2 protein-coding genes are annotated in these 23,048 nt (G+C 41.4%); both read left to right on the top strand.

Annotated features, from left to right (window positions below; translation table 11 throughout):
- On the top strand, nucleotides 1-19,464 hold the full coding sequence (locus DYE54_RS03635) for an ESPR-type extended signal peptide-containing protein (RefSeq protein ID WP_172460550.1): 19,464 nt from the start codon (nucleotides 1-3) through the stop codon (nucleotides 19,462-19,464).
- 292 nt (nucleotides 19,465-19,756) lie between these two features.
- Entirely contained in the window at nucleotides 19,757-23,044 is a 3,288-nt protein-coding gene (gene mfd, locus DYE54_RS03630) for a transcription-repair coupling factor (RefSeq protein WP_115309962.1), read from the top strand.
- Nucleotides 23,045-23,048: the final 4 nt, after the last annotated feature.

The raw sequence follows: 23,048 nt of genomic DNA, 5'->3' as shown, positions 1-23,048 counted from the left end.
TTGAACAAAATTTATAAGATTATTTGGAGTAGAACTAAGAATTGTTATGTAGTAGCCTCGGAATTTGCCAAAGGGCATACAAAAGCTAAGTCTCCAGCAGTTACACGAAAAATTAGTTTAAGCATAGCAGTGGCGACAATTTTAGCAAGCACTTTTGGTGTGACAAGTGTACTGGCAGTTGATTCATTCTATCATTTACGTACAGATTCTACTAATAGTACAGGCATATATGGCCAATTTGAAGGTGGTTATGGTGAAACTAGCAATGGCTTGGCTATTGGTGGTGGTAAAAATATAGCTAGGGCTAATGGTAATGCTAATACAGTGGCACTAGGTGCTGCCTCTTGGGCGTATGGTAAATCGTCTGTTGCTATTGGTGGCGGTAAAGCTGGTTTAGAAGTAGCGAATCCAACAGGCGCAAATGACAAGACCGCTAATCGTGGTATTGGTCAGGTAGCCATTGGCTGGACCTTTACTAAGGGGGAGGCCGCTGTTGCCATTGGTGGTGATAAGTCTAAAGCCTTTGGGCGTCAAGCATTAGCTATGAGTAATGGTGAAGCGACTGCTAATGAAGCGGTTGCACTTAGTGGTGCTATTGCTTCTGGTGCGAATTCATTTGCTACTGGTGGAACGCGTGCAACTGTTAATAGAAAAGAAGTGATTACGCCATCTAAGGCTTCTGGTGCAAACTCCTTTGCTAGTGGTGGAGGTCAAGCTACTGGTGCTGATACCATTGCTATGGGGCTTAGTACCAGTGCTACGGTAGCTAATGCGTTGGCCTTTGGCCGTGGTGCCACAGCAGGTACAGCGAATAGTGTGGCCTTAGGTTCTGGTGCTACAACAGCAACGGCTGTAGGGACTACTACTGCTACGGTAGGTGGTGTCACCTATAATGGATTTGCCGGCACAAAACCTACTGGTACTGTAAGTATTGGTAGTACAGGTCAAGAGCGTACTTTGACTAATGTGGCAGCAGGTCGAATTTCAGCGACTTCTACCGATGCTATTAATGGTTCACAGCTGTATGCAGCCATGTCAAAAGCTGGTGGTGGCTCTTCGGCACCATTAACATTTGCTGGTGATTATGGGACGAATGTAGTGCGTGAGCCTGGTAGTACTATTACAATCAAGGGAAATCCTCTTGGTGGCGCTACATTTTTGGATGGCAATATTGCTGTAGAGGCTAATGGTACAGATTCACTTGTGGTTAGATTAGCTCGAAATATTAATCTAGGTGATAATGGTAGTGTGACTGCTGGTAATACCGTTATTAATGGAAGTGGAGTAAGTACAGCTAGTTTAAGTATTCCGGGATCTACTGGCTCACGTGGCAAAATCTATTTAAATCATACTGGTTTAAATATGGATGGTACGCCTATTACTAATGTAGCGAATGGTACTGGTAGTAATTGGGCAGCTACAGTTGGTCAATTGCCTAAGGTAGAAGCAGGGCAAAATACTACAGTTACGAGCACGGCAAGTACAGCCTCCACACCAGTTACGTATACTGTAAACGGCGTAAAGACTACTGTGGCAGCAGCCCCTAATTCAGTAGTGGCTGTTACATCCACAGTGAATGCGAACACGAGCACAACAGCGTATACATTAGATCTTACGTCTGATAGTAAAAGTAAATTAAATAAAGAAGAATCGGTTGTAGCTAAAGACGGTGAAATCAATCTTGTTGTTAATCCACAAAGTACACTAAATGCTACTGGCGGTAAGCAATTTGAAGTGTCCTTAAAGCCTAATTTAAACTTAGGTGAAAGTGGTAGTTTAACCGTTGGTAATACAGTGATTAATAAGGAGGGTCTGTCTAATGGAACGACTAAAATTTTAGGCGATCAAATTACTGTAGACCAAATTAATATACCAAAAGCAGATGGTTCTTTTAAACGAATCATTTTAAATAAAACAGGGCTTAATATGGATGGAAAGCCTATTACTAATGTAGCAAATGGTACAGCGAGTAATTCGGCGGCTACAGTAGGACAACTTCCTAATGTAGTAGCTGGCACAAATGTATCTGTGTCTACCACTAACAGTACGGCATCGTCTCCAGTAACATATACAGTAAGCGCTAATCATACGACTCTGGCTGCAAAATCTGGTGAAACCTATTTGACTGTAGATAGCACCGCAAGTACAGCGGCCAACCGAACAACGGCCTATACCGTAGGCTTAAGTGATGCGGCTAAAACAGCACTAGCTAATGCCAATAAAGAAGAATCGGTTGTAGCTAAAGACGGTGAAGTCAATCTTGTTGTTAATCCTCAGAGTGCACTAAACTCTACAGGTGGCAAGCAATTTGAAGTGTCCTTAAAGCCTAATTTAAACTTAGGTGAAACAGGTAGCGTAACCACTGGTAATACTACGATTGATAATAGTGGCTTTAGAAATGGTACAACTACTATTACTGGCAATACTGTAAGTGTTTCTAGTGTTGAGATTCCAGGTGCTCCTGGCTATAGACAGAAGATATTTATTAACAATACTGGAATTAGTATGGGCGGTACCCCTATTACGAATCTTAAAGCTGGGAGTGTAGCTAGTGATGCAGCTAATGTTGGACAATTACCAGTGGTAGAGGCTGGGGTTAATACAGTGGTAAGTGCAACGAATAGCACAAGTGCAGCTCCTAAAAAATATACTGTAAGTGCGGATAAAGCTACTGTGGCAACCGCGGATCCTACTTATGTTACTGTCGCGAGCACGGCAAGTACGGCGGCCAACAGAACCACTGCGTATACTGTAGGCTTAAGTGATGCGGCTAAAACAGCGCTTACTAATGCCAATAAAGAGGAATCGGTAGTAGCCAAAGCTGGTGAAATTAATATCAAAGTAGAGCAGACAAAACTTAATGCAACACAGGGTAAGGAGTTTGAAGTCTCTCTAAATCCTAATTTAAATCTTGGTGCAAATGGCAGTGTATCTTTTGGTAATACTGGCAGCACAACGCTAAATAAAGACGGCTTAACCATTGCTAATGGTCCTTCTATAACAAATACAGGTATTAATGCAGGGAATAAACAAATTTCTAATGTGGCTAGTGGTGGAAACACTGGTTCTAATGCAGCTAATATAGATGATGTTAAACGTATTGTTAGTACCTTAGCGCCAAGTGCTGGTAATGGTCAATTTGCTTTATCTGATGGGGATAATAACACGGTGACGAAGCCATCAGGAGAAAGCATTAAGGTTGTGGGCGAAAATGGTGTTGTAACAACAGCTAATGCTGAAACAGGTACTCTTACAGTAGGACTCGATAATAACTTACAGCTTGGAGAAGCAGCTGATTCTAAGGGTGCTGGTAAAGACGGTTCTATTGCAGTACATGGTAAAGATGGTTCTTCCGTAGCGATTGATGGCGCAACAGGCACAGTGACAGCTAAGGGTCAAGATGGTACCTCTGCTGTTGTTGATGGTGATAAAGGTTCTGTATCTGCTAATGGCAAAGACGGTTCCGGTGTGGCTCTTAATGGTGAAGATGGCACTATCACAATTACTGGCAATCCAACGGGTGAAGGTGAAAACAAAACAACTCCATCCGTAACAATTGCTACTGGTGATGTAGTTAATACCTTAGATGGTAAGCCAGCCACTCGTTTAGATGTAGATGGTCATAATGTAGCGACCATGGATGATGGCTTGAAATTTGCTGGTGATAATAAAGCTAAGCAAGTAATTTCTAAAAAGCTTAATGAACAATTAAACATCATTGGTGGTGCTGAGGCCAATAAATTAACGGATAACAATATCGGGGTTAATGCAACAGCTGGTGGAGAATTAAAAGTACAGTTAGCTAAAGAATTAACTGGTTTAACTAGCGCAATCTTTACTGATGGTATTAATACTACAACAGTGAATGCTAGTGGTGTAAAAGCTGGTAACAATACCTTTACGAATCAAGGGTTAACCGCAGGTCAAACTTCTATCTCTAATGATGGTGGCATTACAACCAATAAAGTTACGGTAACTAATGGTCCTACGCTATCTGATGATGGTATTGCTATGGGCGATAAAAAGATTACAGGCTTAGCGGATGGTGTAAACAACAGCGATGCCGCGACGGTAGGTCAGATTAAAGCGGCTACGTCTAAAGTAACGGCTGGTGTTAATACTTCTGTTTCCACTATAGCTAGCACAGCCAGTGAGCCTACAACTTATGTAGTAAGCGCAGATAAAGCGACTGTTAGTGCGGCTACAGGCCAAAACTACATTACCGTAGAGAGCACTGAAAGTACGGCTGCGGATCGTACCACTGGATATACTGTAGGCTTAAGCGATGCGGCTAAAACAGCACTTGCAAATGCCAATAAAGAAGAATCTGTAGTGGCTAAAGCTGGCGAAACTAACATTAAAGTGGAGCAGACAAAACTTAATGCAACAAAGGGCAAAGAGTTTGAAGTCTCTTTAAATCCAAACTTAAATTTAGGTGATACTGGTAGCGTTTCTTTTGGTGATGTAGGTACTACAACATTAAATAAAGATGGCTTAACCGTAGTTAAAACTGAAGAAGGCGTTACAACGCCAAGTGCGACTACTACTATTGGGGCAGACAAAGTTGTTGTTAATACTACAAGTGGTGAAAATGGTAAACCAGGCGTAGTAATTGGTAATCAAGAAGTCACCCCAACTGTGATTGCAACCGATGGCAAGGAATCTACTGGTACGGCGACAACAGGTAATTATGTGACTGGTTTAGACAATACCACTTGGAATCCAAGTAAAGACGGTATTGTAGAAAATCGTGCCGCCACTGAAGGGCAAGTAAAAGCAGCGACGGATGCTGTAGCACAAAAAGGCCTAATCTTCACAGCTGATGATAAGGGCACTGTTAAACGTGAATTGGGTCAGACTTTAGGTATTGTTGGTAAAGATGGTGTTGTAACTTCGACTGACAGCACAAAAGGAAACATCGAAGTGGGCTTAAGCAATAACGTAAGCTTAGGTTCCAAAGACGGTGTTGACGGTGAAGGCAAAGACGGCTCCCTTGCAGTAAATGGTAAAGATGGTTCTTCCGTAGCTATCGATGGCGCAACTGGCACAGTGACAGCTAAGGGCCAAGATGGTACCTCTGCTGTTGTTGATGGCGATAAAGGTTCTGTATCTGCTAATGGCAAAGACGGTTCCGGTGTGGCTCTTAATGGTGAAGATGGCACTATCACAATTACTGGCAATCCAACGGGTGAAGGTGAAAACAAAACAACTCCATCCGTAACAATTGCTACTGGTGATGTAGTTAATACCTTAGATGGCAAGCCCGCCACTCGTTTAGATGTAGATGGTCATAATGTAGCAACCATGGATGATGGCTTGAAATTTGCTGGGGATAATAAAGCTAAGCAAGTAATTTCTAAAAAGCTTAATGAACAATTAAACATCATTGGTGGTGCTGATGCTGATACATTAACGGATAAAAATATTGGTGTTAATGCAACGGCTAGTGGAGAGTTAAAAGTTCAATTAGTAAAAGACATTAATCTTACTAATGCAGGTTCTATTAACTTTGGTAATCCAACAGATAATACGACTACCATTTTAAATAATAATGGTTTAACAATCGCTAATCCGACAGGTGATGCAACGAAGAACATCGCCATTACGAAAGACGGTATTAGTGCTGGTAGTCAGCAGATCTCTAATGTAGCAAGTGGTGGTGATATTGGCTCCAATGCAGCTAATATTGACGATGTTAAACGTATTGTTGACGGAATCCAATTACCTGAAGCCGCTGGTCCATTTGGTTTAACGGCTGACAATACAGATGGCAATGGCAAATCTGTGGAAGTTAAACAAGATTTGGGCAGTACAATTAAGCTTGCCGGTGGTAATGGCATTACGACAGAAGCCAATGCGGAAGACAAAACGGTTACTATTGGTTTAAGCAACGAAGTGACTATCGGTGGCAAAGATGGCGTAAATGGCAAAGACGGCGTGAATGGCTCTGTTGGTGTTAACGGTGCCGATGGTAAATCTGGCGTAGGCATTGATGGCAAAGATGGCATTAGCGTTAAAGGCGCTGATGGTAAAGATGGTGTTACTATCTACGCTAAGGATGGCAAAGATGGTGAAGACGGCATTCCTGGCTCTGAAGGTCATATTGGCTTGACTGGCGCACCTGGTAAGGATGGTAAGCCAGGTTCTTCGGCAGACATCCATGTTATTAAAGGTGAACCAGGCGTTAATGGTGTTAAAGGCGCTGACGGTGAAGCTGGTAAAGATGGTTTAACTCGTATTGTGTATGAAGATGAAACGGGGGCGACCCATCAAGTAGCAACACTTGAAGACGGTCAAAAATATGCCGGCGATAATGGTCAACCAAATGCTGAAGGCGTAACTGATGATTCTAAAATTATTAAGAAGAAACTTAATGAAAAATTAGACATCATTGGTGGTGCTGATGCTAATGCATTAACGGATAACAATATTGGTGTTAATGCAACAGATGACGGAAAACTAAAAGTTCAATTAGCTAAAGACATTAATCTTACTGAAGCTGGTTCTGTTAATTTCACGCCTAATGGTGCTGAAGTTGATGAAAATGGTAAGCTTGTAAACCCTGTAACTAGTCTTAATAAAGATGGCTTAACCGTAGTTAACACTGAAGAAGGCGCTACAACGCCAAGTGCGACTACTACTATTGGGGCAGACAAAGTTGTTGTTAATACTACAAGTGGTGAAAATGGTAAACCAGGCGTAGTAATTGGTAATCAAGAAGTCACTCCAACTGTGATTGCAACCGATGGCAAGGAATCTAGTGGTACGGCTAAAACTGGTAATTATGTGACTGGTTTAGATAATACTACTTGGAATCTAAGTACAGATGGTATTGTAGAAAATCGTGCTGCCACTGAAGGGCAAGTAAAAGCAGCGACGGATGCTGTAGCACAAAAAGGCTTAACCTTTACAGCTGATGACAAGGGCACTGTTAAACGTGAATTGGGTCAGACTTTAGGCATTGTTGGTAAAGATGGTGTTATAACTTCGACTGACAGCACAAAAGGAACTATCGAAGTGGGCTTGAGTAATAACGTAAGCTTAGGTTCCAAAGACGGTGTTGACGGTGAAGGCAATAAAGTGGAAGGTAAAGATGGCTCCCTTGCAGTCAATGGTAAAGATGGTTCTTCTGTAGCTATCGATGGCGCAACCGGCACAGTGACAGCTAAGGGGCAAGATGGTACCTCTGCTGTTGTTGATGGCGATAAAGGTTCTGTATCTGCTAATGGCAAAGACGGTTCCGGTGTGGCTCTTAATGGTGAAGACGGCACTATCACAATTACTGGTAATCCAACGGGTGAAGGTGAAAATAAAACAACTCCATCCGTAACAATTACTACGGGTGATGTAGTTAATACCTTAGATGGTAAGCCAGCCACTCGTTTAGATGTAGATGGTCATAATGTAGCGACCATGGATGATGGCTTGAAATTTGCTGGTGATAATAAAGCTGATAAAGTAATTTCTAAGACCCTTAACCAGCAATTAGATATCATTGGTGGCGCTGAGGCCAATAAATTAACCGACAAAAATATTGGTGTTAATGCAACCACTGGCGGAGAATTAAAAGTACAGTTAGCTAAAGAATTAACTGGTTTAACTAGCGCAACCTTTACCGATGGTACGAATACTACAATAGTGAATGCTAGTGGTGTAAAAGCCGGTGACAATTCATTTACTAATCAAGGGTTAACCGCAGGACAAACCTCCATCTCTAATGAGGGTGGCATTACAACCAATAAAGTTACGGTAACCAATGGTCCTACGCTATCTGATGCTGGTATTGCTATGGGCGATAAAAAAATTACAGGCTTAGCGGATGGTGTAAACAACAGCGATGCCGCGACGGTAGGTCAGATTAAAGCGGCTACGTCTAAAGTAACGGCTGGTGTTAATACTTCTGTTTCCACTATAGCTAGCACAGCCAGTGAGCCTACAACTTATGTAGTAAGCGCAGATAAAGCGACTGTTAGTGCGGCTACAGGCCAAAACTACATTACCGTAGAGAGCACTGAAAGTACGGCTGCGGATCGTACCACTGGATATACTGTAGGCTTAAGCGATGCGGCTAAAACAGCACTTGCAAATGCCAATAAAGAAGAATCTGTAGTGGCTAAAGCTGGCGAAACTAACATTAAAGTGGAGCAGACAAAACTTAATGCAACAAAGGGCAAAGAGTTTGAAGTCTCTTTAAATCCAAACTTAAATTTAGGTGATACTGGTAGCGTTTCTTTTGGTGATGTAGGTACTACAACATTAAATAAAGATGGCTTAACCGTAGTTAAAACTGAAGAAGGCGCTACAACGCCAAGTGCGACTACTACTATTGGGGCAGACAAAGTTGTTGTTAATACTACAAGTGGTGAAAATGGTAAACCAGGCGTAGTAATTGGTAATCAAGAAGTCACTCCAACTGTGATTGCAACCGATGGCAAGGAATCTACTGGTACGGCGACAACAGGTAATTATGTGACTGGTTTAGACAATACCACTTGGAATCCAAGTAAAGACGGTATTGTAGAAAATCGTGCCGCCACTGAAGGGCAAGTAAAAGCAGCGACGGATGCTGTAGCACAAAAAGGCCTAATCTTCACAGCTGATGATAAGGGCACTGTTAAACGTGAATTGGGTCAGACTTTAGGTATTGTTGGTAAAGATGGTGTTGTAACTTCGACTGACAGCACAAAAGGAAACATCGAAGTGGGCTTAAGCAATAACGTAAGCTTAGGTTCCAAAGACGGTGTTGACGGTGAAGGCAAAGACGGCTCCCTTGCAGTAAATGGTAAAGATGGTTCTTCCGTAGCTATCGATGGCGCAACTGGCACAGTGACAGCTAAGGGCCAAGATGGTACCTCTGCTGTTGTTGATGGCGATAAAGGTTCTGTATCTGCTAATGGCAAAGACGGTTCCGGTGTGGCTCTTAATGGTGAAGATGGCACTATCACAATTACTGGCAATCCAACGGGTGAAGGTGAAAACAAAACAACTCCATCCGTAACAATTGCTACTGGTGATGTAGTTAATACCTTAGATGGCAAGCCCGCCACTCGTTTAGATGTAGATGGTCATAATGTAGCAACCATGGATGATGGCTTGAAATTTGCTGGTGATAATAAAGCTGATAAAGTAATTTCTAAGACCCTTAACCAGCAATTAGATATCATTGGTGGCGCTGAGGCCAATAAATTAACCGACAAAAATATTGGTGTTAATGCAACGGCTAGTGGAGAGTTAAAAGTTCAATTAGTAAAAGACATTAATCTTACTAATGCAGGTTCTATTAACTTTGGTAATCCAACAGATAATACGACTACCATTTTAAATAATAATGGTTTAACAATCGCTAATCCGACAGGTGATGCAACGAAGAACATCGCCATTACGAAAGACGGTATTAGTGCTGGTAGTCAGCAGATCTCTAATGTAGCAAGTGGTGGTGATATTGGCTCCAATGCAGCTAATATTGACGATGTTAAACGTATTGTTGACGGAATCCAATTACCTGAAGCCGCTGGTCCATTTGGTTTAACGGCTGACAATACAGATGGCAATGGCAAATCTGTGGAAGTTAAACAAGATTTGGGCAGTACAATTAAGCTTGCCGGTGGTAATGGCATTACGACAGAAGCCAATGCGGAAGATAAAACGGTTACTATTGGTTTAAGCAACGAAGTGACTATCGGTGGCAAAGATGGCGTAAATGGCAAAGACGGCGTGAATGGCTCTGTTGGTGTTAACGGTGCCGATGGTAAATCTGGCGTAGGCATTGATGGCAAAGATGGCATTAGCGTTAAAGGCGCTGATGGTAAAGATGGTGTTACTATCTACGCTAAGGATGGCAAAGATGGTGAAGACGGCATTCCTGGCTCTGAAGGTCATATTGGCTTGACTGGCGCACCTGGTAAGGATGGTAAGCCAGGTTCTTCGGCAGACATCCATGTTATTAAAGGTGAACCAGGCGTTAATGGTGTTAAAGGCGCTGACGGTGAAGCTGGTAAAGATGGTTTAACTCGTATTGTGTATGAAGATGAAACGGGGGAGACCCATCAAGTAGCAACACTTGAAGACGGTCAAAAATATGCCGGCGATAATGGTCAACCAAATGCTGAAGGCGTAACTGATGATTCTAAAATTATTAAGAAGAAACTTAATGAAAAATTAGACATCATTGGTGGTGCGGATGCTAATGCATTAACGGATAACAATATCGGGGTTAATGCAACAGATGACGGAAAACTAAAAGTTCAATTAGCTAAAGAATTAACTGGTTTAACTAGCGCAATCTTTACTGATGGTACTAACACTACAACAGTGAATGCTAGTGGTGTAAAAGCCGGTAACAATACCTTTACTAATCAAGGATTAACAGCAGGACAAACCTCCATCTCTAATGAGGGTGGCATTACAACCAATAAAGTTACGGTAACCAATGGTCCTACGCTATCTGATGCTGGTATTGCTATGGGCGATAAAAAAATTACAGGCTTAGCGGATGGTGTAAACAACAGCGATGCCGCGACGGTAGGTCAGATTAAAGCGGCTACGTCTAAAGTAACGGCTGGTGTTAATACTTCTGTTTCCACTATAGCTAGCACAGCTAGTGAGCCTACAACTTATGTAGTAAGCGCAGATAAAGCCACTGTAGGTGCAGCTACAGGTCAAAACTACATTACCGTAGAAAGCACTGCAAGTACGGCTGAGGATCGTACAACTGGATATACTGTAGGGCTTTCCAGTGAGGCTATAACAGCACTTACAAATGCCAATAAAGAAGAATCTGTAGTGGCTAAAGCTGGCGAAACTAACATTAAAGTGGAGCAGACAAAACTTAATGCAACAAAGGGCAAAGAGTTTGAAGTCTCTTTAAATCCAAACTTGAATTTAGGTGATACTGGTAGCGTTTCCTTTGGTGATGCAGGTACTACAACATTAAATAAAGATGGCTTAACCGTAGTTAAAACTGAAGAAGGCGCTACAACGCCAAGTGCGACTACTACTATCGGTGCGGACAAAATTGTTGTAAATGGTCAAGACGGTAAAGATGGCGTTGAAGGTAAACCAGGCGTAGTAATTGGTAATCAAGAAGTCACCCCAACTGTGATTGCAAGCGATGGCAAGGAATCTACTGGTACGGCGACAACAGGTAATTATGTGACTGGTTTAGACAATACCACTTGGAATCCAAGTAAAGACGGTATTGTAGAAAATCGTGCCGCCACGGAAGGGCAAGTAAAAGCAGCGACAGATGCTGTAGTAGAAAAAGGCTTAACCTTTACAGCTGATGACAAGGGCACTGTTAAACGTGAATTGGGTCAGACTTTAGGCATTGTTGGTAAAGATGGTGTTATAACTTCGACTGACAGCACAAAAGGAACTATCGAAGTGGGCTTGAGTAATAACGTAAGCTTAGGTTCCAAAGACGGTGTTGACGGTGAAGGCAATAAAGTGGAAGGTAAAGATGGCTCCCTTGCAGTCAATGGTAAAGATGGTTCTTCTGTAGCTATCGATGGCGCAACCGGCACAGTGACAGCTAAGGGCCAAGATGGTACCTCTGCTGTTGTTGATGGTGATAAAGGCACTATATCTGCTAATGGCAAAGACGGTTCCGGTGTGGCTCTTAATGGTGAAGCTGGCACTATCACAATTACTGGTAATCCAACGGGTGAAGGTGAAAATAAAACAACTCCATCCGTAACAATTGCTACTGGTGATGTAGTTAATACCTTAGATGGTAAGCCTGCCACTCGTTTAGATGTAGATGGTCATAATGTAGCGACCATGGATGATGGCTTGAAATTTGCTGGTGATAATAAATCTGATAAAGTAATTTCTAAGACCCTTAACCAGCAATTAGATATCATTGGTGGCGCTGAGGCCAATAAATTAACCGACAAAAATATTGGTGTTAATGCAACTACTGGCGGAGAATTAAAAGTACAGTTAGCTAAAGAATTAACTGGTTTAACTAGCGCAATCTTTACTGATGGTACGAATACCACAACAGTGAATGCTAGTGGTGTAAAAGCCGGTGACAATACCTTTACTAACCAAGGGGTAACAGCAGGCCAAACCTCTATCTCTAATGAGGGTGGCATTACAACCAATAAAGTTACGGTAACCAATGGTCCGACTCTATCTGATGCTGGTATTGCTATGGGCGATAAGAAGATTACAGGCTTAGCGGATGGTGTAAATAACAGCGATGCCGCGACGGTAGGTCAGATTAAAGCGGCTACGTCTAAAGTAACGGCTGGTGTGAATACTTCTGTTTCCACTATAGCTAGCACAGCTAGTGAGCCTACAACTTATGTAGTAAGTGCAGATAAAGCCACTGTAGGTGCGGCTACAGGCCAAAACTACATTACCGTAGAGAGCACTGCAAGTACGGCTGCGGATCGTACCACTGGATATACTGTAGGTCTTTCCAATGAGGCTATGACAGCGCTTACAAATGCCAATAAAGAAGAATCTGTAGTGGCTAAAGCTGGCGAAACTAACATTAAAGTGGAGCAGACAAAACTTAATGCAACAAAGGGCAAAGAATTTGAAGTCTCTTTAAATCCAAACTTAAATTTAGGTGATACTGGTAGCGTTTCTTTTGGTGATGTAGGTACTACAACATTAAATAAAGATGGCTTAACCGTAGTTAACACTGAAGAAGGCGCTACAACGCCAAGTGCGACTACTACTATTGGGGCAGACAAAGTTGTTGTTAATACTACAAGTGGTGAAAATGGTAAACCAGGCGTAGTAATTGGTAATCAAGAAGTCACTCCAACTGTGATTGCAAGCGATGGCAAGGAATCTACTGGTACGGCGACAACAGGTAATTATGTGACTGGTTTAGACAATACCACTTGGAATCCAAGTAAAGACGGTATTGTAGAAAATCGTGCCGCCACTGAAGGGCAAGTAAAAGCAGCGACAGATGCTGTAGTAGAAAAAGGCTTAACCTTTACAGCTGATGACAAGGGCACTGTTAAACGTGAATTGGGTCAGACTTTAGGCATTGTTGGTAAAGATGGTGTTGTAACTTCGACTGACAGCACAAATGGAACTATCGAAGTGGGCTTGAGCAATAACGTAAGCTTAGGTTCCAAAGACGGTGTTGACGGTGAAGGCAATGCAGTTGAAGGTAAAGACGGCGCTCTTGCAGTCAATGGTAAAGATGGTTCTTCCGTAGCGATTGATGGCGCAACAGGCACAGTGACAGCTAAGGGCCAAGATGGTACCTCTGCTGTTGTTGATGGTGATAAAGGTTCTGTATCTGCTAATGGCAAAGACGGTTCCGGTGTGGCTCTTAATGGTGAAAGTGGCACAATTACTATTAAAGGCGAACCAGTAACGGGCACAAATGGCCAACCTACTAATCCATCTGTAACAATTGCTATGGGTGATGTAGTTAATACCTTAGATGGTAAGCCAGCCACTCGTTTAGATGTAGATGGTCATAATGTAGCGACCATGGATGATGGCTTGAAATTTGCTGGGGATAACAAAGCTGATAAAGTAATTTCTAAGACACTTAATGAACAATTAAACATCATCGGTGGCGCTGAGGCTGATACATTAACGGATAACAATATTGGGGTTAATGCAACAGCTGATGGAGAATTAAAAGTTCAATTAGCGAAAGATGTTAACCTTACTGAAGATGGTTCCATTAACTTTACACCTAATGGTGCTGAAGTTGATGAAAATGGTAAGCCAGTAAATCCTGTAACTAGTCTTAATAAAGATAGTTTAACTGTTGTTGGTTCCAATGGCACGACTACAGTTACGGATAGTGGCTTGACAATTGCTAATGGTCCATCGGTAACTACTGCTGGTATTGATGCTGGTAATGATCAGATTACAAATCTCACTAGTGGTGCTTCTGGTAAGGATGCAAACGATAAACCAGTATATGATAATGATACAAATGCAGCGAATATTGGTGATGTGAAACACTTTGCTAGTGAAGCAGAACAAAAAGGCTTAAACTTCTCCGGTGATACAGGTGCTACAGTACATCGTAATCTTGGCGATACCTTACAAATCATTGGTGATGGTCAAAATATTGCAACTGTAGCAGATCCAACAACCGGTAAGATTACGGTAGGCTTAACTGGTGATATATCTATTGGTGGCCCAGGTAAAGACGGCAAAGATGGCGTTGATGGTAAGATGGGTATTAATGGTGCTGATGGTAAGTCTGGCGTAGGTATTGATGGTAAAGATGGCATTAGCGTTAAAGGGGCTGATGGTAAAGATGGTGTTACTATCTATGCTAAGGATGGCAAAGATGGTGAAGACGGCATTCCTGGCTCTGAAGGTCATATTGGCTTGACTGGCGCACCTGGTAAAGATGGTAAGCCAGGCTCTTCAGCAGACATCCATGTTATTAAAGGTGAACCAGGCGTTAATGGTGTTAAAGGCGCTGATGGTGAAGCTGGTAAAGATGGTTTAACTCGTATTGTATATGAAGATGAAACGGGTGCGACACATCAAGTAGCGACACTTGAAGATGGCCAAAAATATGCCGGTGATAATGGACAGCCAAATGCTGAAGGGGTAACTGATGAATCTAAAGTCATTAAGAAAAAACTTAATGAACAATTAGATATTATCGGTGGTGCCGATGCTAATATATTAACTGATAAAAATATTGGTGTGAATGCAACGGCTGACGGAAAATTAAAAGTCCAATTAGCTAAAGATATCAATCTTGGTAACACAGGTTCTGTGACTACAGGTGATACAATTGTAAATAACGATGGTGTAACGATTACGAAGACTACACCGGCTGAAGGTAGTGAAGCTGGTGCAGAAGGTACTAAGAGTACAACTACTATCGGTGCTGACAAAATCGTTGTAAATGGTCAAGACGGTAACGATGGCAATGATGGTAAACCAGGCATAGTAATTGGTAAGCAAGAAGTAACACCTACTGTGATTGATGCTGATGGTAATAAAACTAGTGGTACTGCTAAAACTGAAAATTATGTGACTGGTCTAGATAATACGACTTGGAATCCAAGTACCGAGGGTATTGTAGAGAATCGTGCCGCTACGGAAGGTCAAGTGAAAGCAGCTGTTGATGGCATTAGCTCTGATGTAACAACTAAAGGCTTAAACTTCTCCGATGACAAAGGTACTAAAGTACATCGTAACCTTGGTGATACTTTACAAATCGTTGGGGATGGTCAAAATATCTCAACTGTGGCAGATCCAACAACCGGTAAGATTACGGTAGGCTTAACTGGTGATGTATCTATTGGTGGCCCAGGTAAAGACGGCAAAGATGGCGTTGATGGCAAGATGGGTATCAATGGTGCTGATGGTAAATCTGGCGTAGGCATTGATGGCAAAGATGGCATTAGTGTCAAAGGCAAAGATGGTAAAGATGGCGTAACTATTTCTGCTAAAAATGGCAAAGATGGTAAAGACGGTTCTGAAGGCCACATCGGTTTAACCGGTGCGCCGGGTAAAGATGGACAATCTACTTCTGCAGACATTCATGTAATAGAAGGACAACCAGGTGTTGGTGGAACTCCAGGTAAAGATGGTTTAACTCGCATCGTATACGAAGACCAAGCGGGTACAACGCATGAAGTGGCGACCCTTGATGATGGCATGGTATATGCTGGTGACCAAGGCAGTGCAGCAGTTAAATTAAATAAAAAAGTCACTGTATCGGGTGGCGTAACTGATAGCAAAGCGTTGTCTACTGATGATAATATTGGTGTAGTAGCGACGAAAGATAAAGACGGCAATGCTGTTCTTGATGTACGCTTAGCTAAAGATATTACTGGTTTAAATACTGTGACTGCTGGAACCGCAAAAGTAGGTGCACAATCGGCTACGACTGAAGGCAAGGTAACAGAAACTGGTAATTTCGTTACTGGTTTAACGAATACAGACTGGAATACAAAAAATCCAGATATTGTATCTGGCCGTGCAGCTACAGAAGATCAATTGAAAGTAGTATCTGGTGATTTAACAGAAAAAATTAATGCTAAAACAGACTATCGTTTAATCCAAAATCCAGCTGATGGTTCTAATGGTGCATATAAAGTAACTGATAATAAAGTGACGTTGAAGGTGAAAAATGTTAATGATCCTAATGCGGCCATTGAAGATGTTGTTATTGATGATGTGGCATCTGCTGCTGGTTTAAATCATCTAAATGATCGTGCTGTTAAGTATGATTTGAATGATGATGGCACAATCAATAAAAATAAGGTATCTCTTGAAGGCGATGCTGATGGTACACAAATTCAGAACGTAGCTAGTGGTGCTTCTGGTAAGGATGCAAACGATAAACCAGTATATGATAATAATACCAATGCAGCGAATATTGGTGATGTGAAACACTTTGCTAGTGAAGCTGAGCAAAAAGGCTTAAACTTCTCTGATGACAATGGTACTAAAGTACATCGTAACCTTGGTGATACTTTACAAATCGTTGGGGATGGTCAAAATATCTCAACTGTGGCAGATCCAACAACCGGTAAGATTACGGTAGGCTTAACTGGTGATGTATCCATTGGTGGCCCAGGTAAAGACGGCAAAGATGGCGTTGATGGCAAGATGGGTATCAATGGTGCTGATGGTAAGTCTGGCGTAGGCATTGATGGCAAAGATGGCATTAGTGTCAAAGGCAAAGATGGTAAAGATGGCGTAACTATTTCTGCTAAAAATGGCAAAGATGGTAAAGACGGCTCTGAAGGCCACATCGGTTTAACTGGTGCACCAGGCAAAGATGGACAATCTACTTCTGCTGACATCCATGTAATAGAAGGCCAACCAGGTGTTGATGGTGTAAGTGGTCAAAATGGTAAAGATGGCTTAACTCGTATCGTATACGAAGACCAAGCAGGTACAACGCATGAAGTGGCGACCCTTGATGATGGCATGGTATATGCTGGCGACCAAGGCAGTGCAGCAGTTAAATTAAATAAGAAAGTCACTGTATCTGGTGGTGTAACTGAGAGCGATGCTTTATCTGACGCTAACAATGTTGGTGTGGTAGCGACGAAAGATAAAGACGGCAATGCTGTTCTTGATGTACGCTTAGCTAAAGATATTATTGGTTTAAATACTGTGACTGCTGGAACCGTAAAAGTAGGTGCACAATCAGTTACGACTAAAGGTGGCGTAACAAAAGAAGGTAATTTCGTTACTGGTTTAACGAATACAGAATGGAATACAGCAAATCCAGATATTGTATCTGGTCGTGCAGCGACAGAAGATCAGCTTGAAGTTGTATCCAAGGCAGTACAGTCTGTAACCAATGGTACGGGACCTAATGCGACTGGTGGTTTTGCTTTAACTGGTGAAAATACAGATGCCGATGGTAAGTTAATATCCGCTAAACAAGATCTTGGTAAAGCTATCCAAATTAAAGGTGGCATAACCGAAGGGACATCTACTGGTGAAACTTCTAATACAGGCGTTTCTAATATTACAACTAAAGTAAAAGATAATGCTGTAGAAATTAGTCTTAACAAAGATGTTAACTTAGGTAAAGATGGTTCTGTTATAGCCGGTACAGTGAATGCCGGTACAGTGAATGCAGATACTATAAAAGCTGGTGATACTACAATTAATCAGTCTGGTGTAGATACTAATAAAGTAGATGCTGGTGAAATCACTATTAAAGACTCTCAAATTAGTATTACCAAAGAGGGTATTAATGCAGGCAATACACAACTTACTAATGTAGCTAGTGGTGGTGATAAAAACGCTGATGGCACCTATGTAAAAGATGAAAAGGGGAATCATGTTTACTCTGAGAAATCATATAGTAATGGTGCTAACATTGGCGATGTGGAAACAATTGCTAAAACAGAAGCTACTAAAGCGGCCAATGCTGTAAAAGCTCAAGATGGTAAAAATATTACTGTTGATGAGAATACGAACAAAGTAAACCTTAATGATTCTATTACATTAGGTAAAGGCGATAAAGCCATTGCTATTGATGGTGAGAAGGAAGGCACGATTACAGTTGGTGGTCAAACAGGTATCAAAATAGGAAATCAGTCTTCTCAACCAGTTGATAGTGACGGTAATATGATTGGTGGTCCAACTACCGGCAATTATGTGACGGGCTTAGGTAATACATCTTGGAAGCCTGAGGCAAATGGTTTTGTAGCTAATAGAGCGGCTACCGAAGGTCAACTAAAAGATTTAGATGATAAAATTCAGGGTAAACGAGACTTTAACGGTGATGTAGGTGTTGCATCCATTGGCTTTGGTGAAGCATTGCGTATTACTGGTGGTATTACCGAGACGGCTAAACTTTCAAATAATAATATTGGCGTTGTTGCTGAGGGCAATATAATGACCATTAAATTGGCTAAGGATGTAAATCTTGGCAATGAAGGTTCGGTAAGTATTGGAAGCACAACGGTTAATAATAGTGGTGTAACTATTGGCAATACGGCACTTACTAGTGAAGGGTTAACAATTGCTAATGGTCCATCTATCACTAAAGCAGGGATTGATGCTGGTGGCAATGCGGTGACTAATGTAGGAGCTGGTCGAATCGGTGAAGGTTCTACTGATGCTATTAATGGTGGTCAATTACATGCTACTAATCAAGTGGTAAATGCTATTAGTGGTACAGTATCTGAATTAGGAAATCACTTAGAAGAAACTAATAAAACCGTAAATGCTATTGGCGGTGCTGTGTCTAAACTTGGTAATCGTATTGATCGTGTTGGTGCGGCTTCGGCAGCGTTAGCAGCCCTTCAACCATTAGACTTTAATCCAGATGACAAGTGGGATTTCTCCGCAGGCTATGGTAATTATCGTGGTGCTAATGCAGCTGCTGTAGGTGCTTATTATCGTCCTAACGAAGATACTATGTTTAGTATTGGCGGTAGCTTTGGCGGTGGCGAAAATATGGTTAATGCTGGCGTAAGTTTCAAACTTGGTCAAAGTAGTGGTGTTAATAATTCTAAAGTTGCTTTGGCTAAAGATGTAGAAGCACTTAAAGAAATTGTTAAAGCACAAAGTGCTCAATTACAGGCACAAAGTGCTGAAATTGCTAAATTAAGAAATAGCACGGTTCCTATTGGCACACCAGCTATGGCTACTACGGAAACTAATTTCCAAGACTTACCTAAAGAGCATTGGGCCTATCAGTTTGTTAAATCATTAGCGAATAGAGGCTTATTAAAAGGGTATCCTGATGGTGAATATAAAGGTGACCGTAATTTGACTCGCTATGAATTTGCAGCCGCTTTATATCGTGCTTTACAAAATGGTGCACCAATGAATGGTGATATGCTAAAAGGGATTCAAGAATTCCAAACGGAATTAACATTATTGAGTAATTTAGATCATAGTCGTGTTGATCGCGTATCTGGCGAAGATAATGATCGTCATAAAGTTGAGCGTGTTCGTATTAATAATGAAGACGATAAAACAAATGAAATTTTCCGTGATGTGTATGGTGGCAAAATTCAGAAATCCTAATTTATATTCTATTAGGAATATTAGATTTAACGACTAATAATAGAGAGTACCAATTGTAAAAAGTTAGATTAATTATTTAAAAACCAAACTTTATAGTGTTGGTTTATCAATCCATAATAGAATGGTAGAGAGCTAAGACTTTTCAAAGAGTATAACTCAATGAGAAGACTTAGCTCTTTTACTTTTTATTGCGAATTTGAGTGGCCTATGGTACTATAAAAAGGAATTAAAAAGGGCTTTGGCATTGCTAAAGCCCGTTTTGTCGTTAGTTAAATTAATTGGAGGGATGTTCATGGCATCACTACAAGATTTATTATATAAATATCCCGCCTATAAGGAAGCGGAAGAGCTGTTTACTAGTACTGGTAAGCATGTTATTTCCGGGTTAGGTGGTTCACAGAAGCCCTTTATATATAGTAGGGCGATGTCAAAACAGGGACAACAGTCGACGATAGTATTAGTTCATGATAAAGCACATAAAGAGCAATGGGAACGAGATTTAGCATTTTTCTTACCTCAGGTAGACGTCATGCCATTTCCTATTACAGAAAAAGTTAGCTTTATTACGGCGGCCCGTAGCTTAGAAAATCAAGGCTTACAAATGAGAGCCTTAGGTGCTTTGCTACATCAAGAGCCAGTGATTGTTGTCGCGACTATTGATGAAGCGACACAGCGCTTATTGACACCAGAGGAATTAAAAGACCATGTAGTGCGTTTGCAAATCGAAGAGACAGTAGAACGCATGGTATTATTAGATAAATTAGTAGCATTAGGGTATGAACGAACAGGCCAGGTAGAACAACGTGGCCATTTTAGTGTGCGCGGGGATATTATTGATATTTTTCCTGTGAATAGTGATATGCCGTATAGAATTGAATTTTTTGATGATGAAGTGGATACGATTCGCACATTTGCTATTGATACACAACGTTCTATTCAATCGGTAGAGCATATGACAGTGATGCCCTTTCATTTAGCAGAGGCTTCCGAAGAGGGTTCCTTATTAAGTTATGGTAAGGGCGCTTTGTTGCTTTACGATGAGCCTAATCGCTTGCAGGAAAGTTTAAAGGGATTTTTAAAAGAAGATGCCGTACATAGGCAACAACATTTTACTTGGCCGGAATTGATGCAAACGAATCAATGTAATTGTGAGATTGCCTTTAACTTTTTACAACAACGTGTTAGTGGCTTAGCCGGTTTTACTACGACTGGTTTACAAAGTAAATCAATGATGTCGTTTGAACGACAAATGCCTCTTTTGATGGATGAAATTCAAGTTTGGTTACAGCAAGGCCGTCAAGTGGTACTTGTTATGAATAATTTACAGCGCCGTGAAGGGGTTGAGCGCGCTTTACAAGAGGCCAATATCAGTTATGAACAGGGAACAGAACTTACCTATACAAGTCAATCAGTGCTGATTGTAAGTGGACTTTTGTCAGAAGGTTTTGAATTACCTTTATGTCATTTAGTTGTTGTTACAGAAGGTAATATTTTTGGTCAACAAAAGCGTAAATTACGTAAGAAGGTGCCTAAAGGTCAAGAAATTACGTACTTTACTGATCTGACACCTGGGGATTATGTGGTACATGCTCTTCATGGAATTGGTAAATATATTGGACTAAAGACGATTGAAGCAGAAGGCATTCATAAAGATTATATTGAAATTGCCTATGCTGGTACTGATAAATTATTTTTGCCCGCTGATAATTTAGACCAGTTACAAAAGTATATTGGTAATGAAGGTGATGTACCTAAAATCCATAAAATGGGTGGTCGCGAATGGGGCAAAGTTCGTCAGAAGGCGCAAAAATCCATTGATGATTTGGCCGATAAATTAGTAGAACTATATGCTCAACGAGAAGTGGTAGAGGGCTTTGCTTTCGAACCAGATGATACCTTCCAGGCAGAGTTTGAAGAAGCCTTTCCATATGAAGAGACGGAAGATCAGCTACAGGCCGCTAAGGAAATTAAAGCGTCGATGGAACAAGCACACCCTATGGATCGCTTACTCTGTGGCGATGTAGGCTTTGGTAAAACTGAGGTGGCCATGCGGGCTATCTTTAAAGCGGTGAAGAGTGGTAAGCAAGTTGCCGTTTTAGTGCCAACGACAGTATTAGCTCAGCAACATTTTCAGACATTTACTGATCGGTTGGGCGCATTTGGTGTCCGGGTAGAGGTATTAAATCGGTTTCGTTCCGCCGCGGAGAAACGGGATATTGTTAAACGAGTGGCTAGTAAAGATGTGGATGTGCTCATCGGTACGCATGCCCTTTTAAATAAAAAAGTTAAGTTTAAAGATATCGGTTTACTTGTTGTTGATGAAGAGCAACGTTTTGGTGTAGCCCAGAAGGAAAAATGGAAAAGTTGGGCACAAAATATTGATGTGCTAACCTTGAGTGCTACGCCTATTCCACGAACACTGCACATGTCTTTAGTCGGTGTTCGCGAGATGAGTGTTATTAATACACCGCCTGAAGAGCGATTACCGGTGCAAACTTACGTTGTTGAGTATGATATGAAATTGATTGCGGAAGCGATTCGACGAGAAATTCAACGTGGTGGGCAAGTATATTTTGTGTATAATCGAGTGGCTTCTATTGAGCATATGGGAGAATTATTGGAGGCTGCAATGCCAGAACTTCGATTTGCTATTGCTCATGGTCAAATGGCAGGAAATGATATGGAAGCGACTATGGTTGATTTCTATGAAGGCCACTATGATTTGTTACTTTGTACCAGTATTATTGAAACAGGTCTTGATATTCCTAATGCCAATACGATTATTGTGTATGATGCGGATCGCCTTGGCTTATCACAGCTCTATCAAATGCGTGGTCGTGTAGGACGTTCACGTCGTAGAGCATATGCATATTTCTTATATCGTCCTGATAAAATGCTCAGTGAAACAGCGGAAAAACGGTTAAAAGCGATTGAAGAATTTACTGAATTAGGCGCTGGATTTAAGTTGGCTATGCGCGACCTTGAGATTCGTGGGGCAGGCAGTTTATTAGGGTCACAACAGCATGGTAATATTGCGTCAGTAGGGTTTGCCTTATATTGCTCTATGCTAGAAGAAGCGATTGCTAAAGCACAAAATAAGACTGTCGTTAAGACGGTAGAACTCGATCCTATTATTGATTTAGGAATTGATGCGTTTATTGATGAGGCCTATATTAAGGACACAGCCCGTAAAATTACCATTTATCAACGATTATTGCAGATTCGCAAGTTAGAAGATTTTGATGAATTTACGGATGAATTAATTGATCGTTTTGGTACGCCAACAGCTCCTGTAGAGCGCTTATTAAAATTGGCGCGTATTAAAGAACGTGCGAGAGCGTTAGGCATTAAGAGTATGGTCATTAGAGATAATTTGCTCACCATTCATTGGGGAGATATTTCACGCATGGCCGGTTGGCATCCTGGTTTGCCAAATGGGGCAATTTGGGCCCATGTAAAAATGTCAAACGATGTACTTCGTTACACCTTAGGCACTAGCGATGGGGTGTTAGCTAAGACAGAACTATTATTGGGTGAATTAGAAAAACGAGACCCTAGTTTATTGCCAGAAGGTGCTTAAGGAG

Source organism: Veillonella criceti (genome assembly GCF_900460315.1).
GTDB classification, from domain to species: Bacteria; Bacillota; Negativicutes; order Veillonellales; family Veillonellaceae; genus Veillonella_A; species Veillonella_A criceti.
Note: the sequence above shows the minus strand (reverse complement) of the source record. Positions and strands in the feature narration are given on the sequence as shown.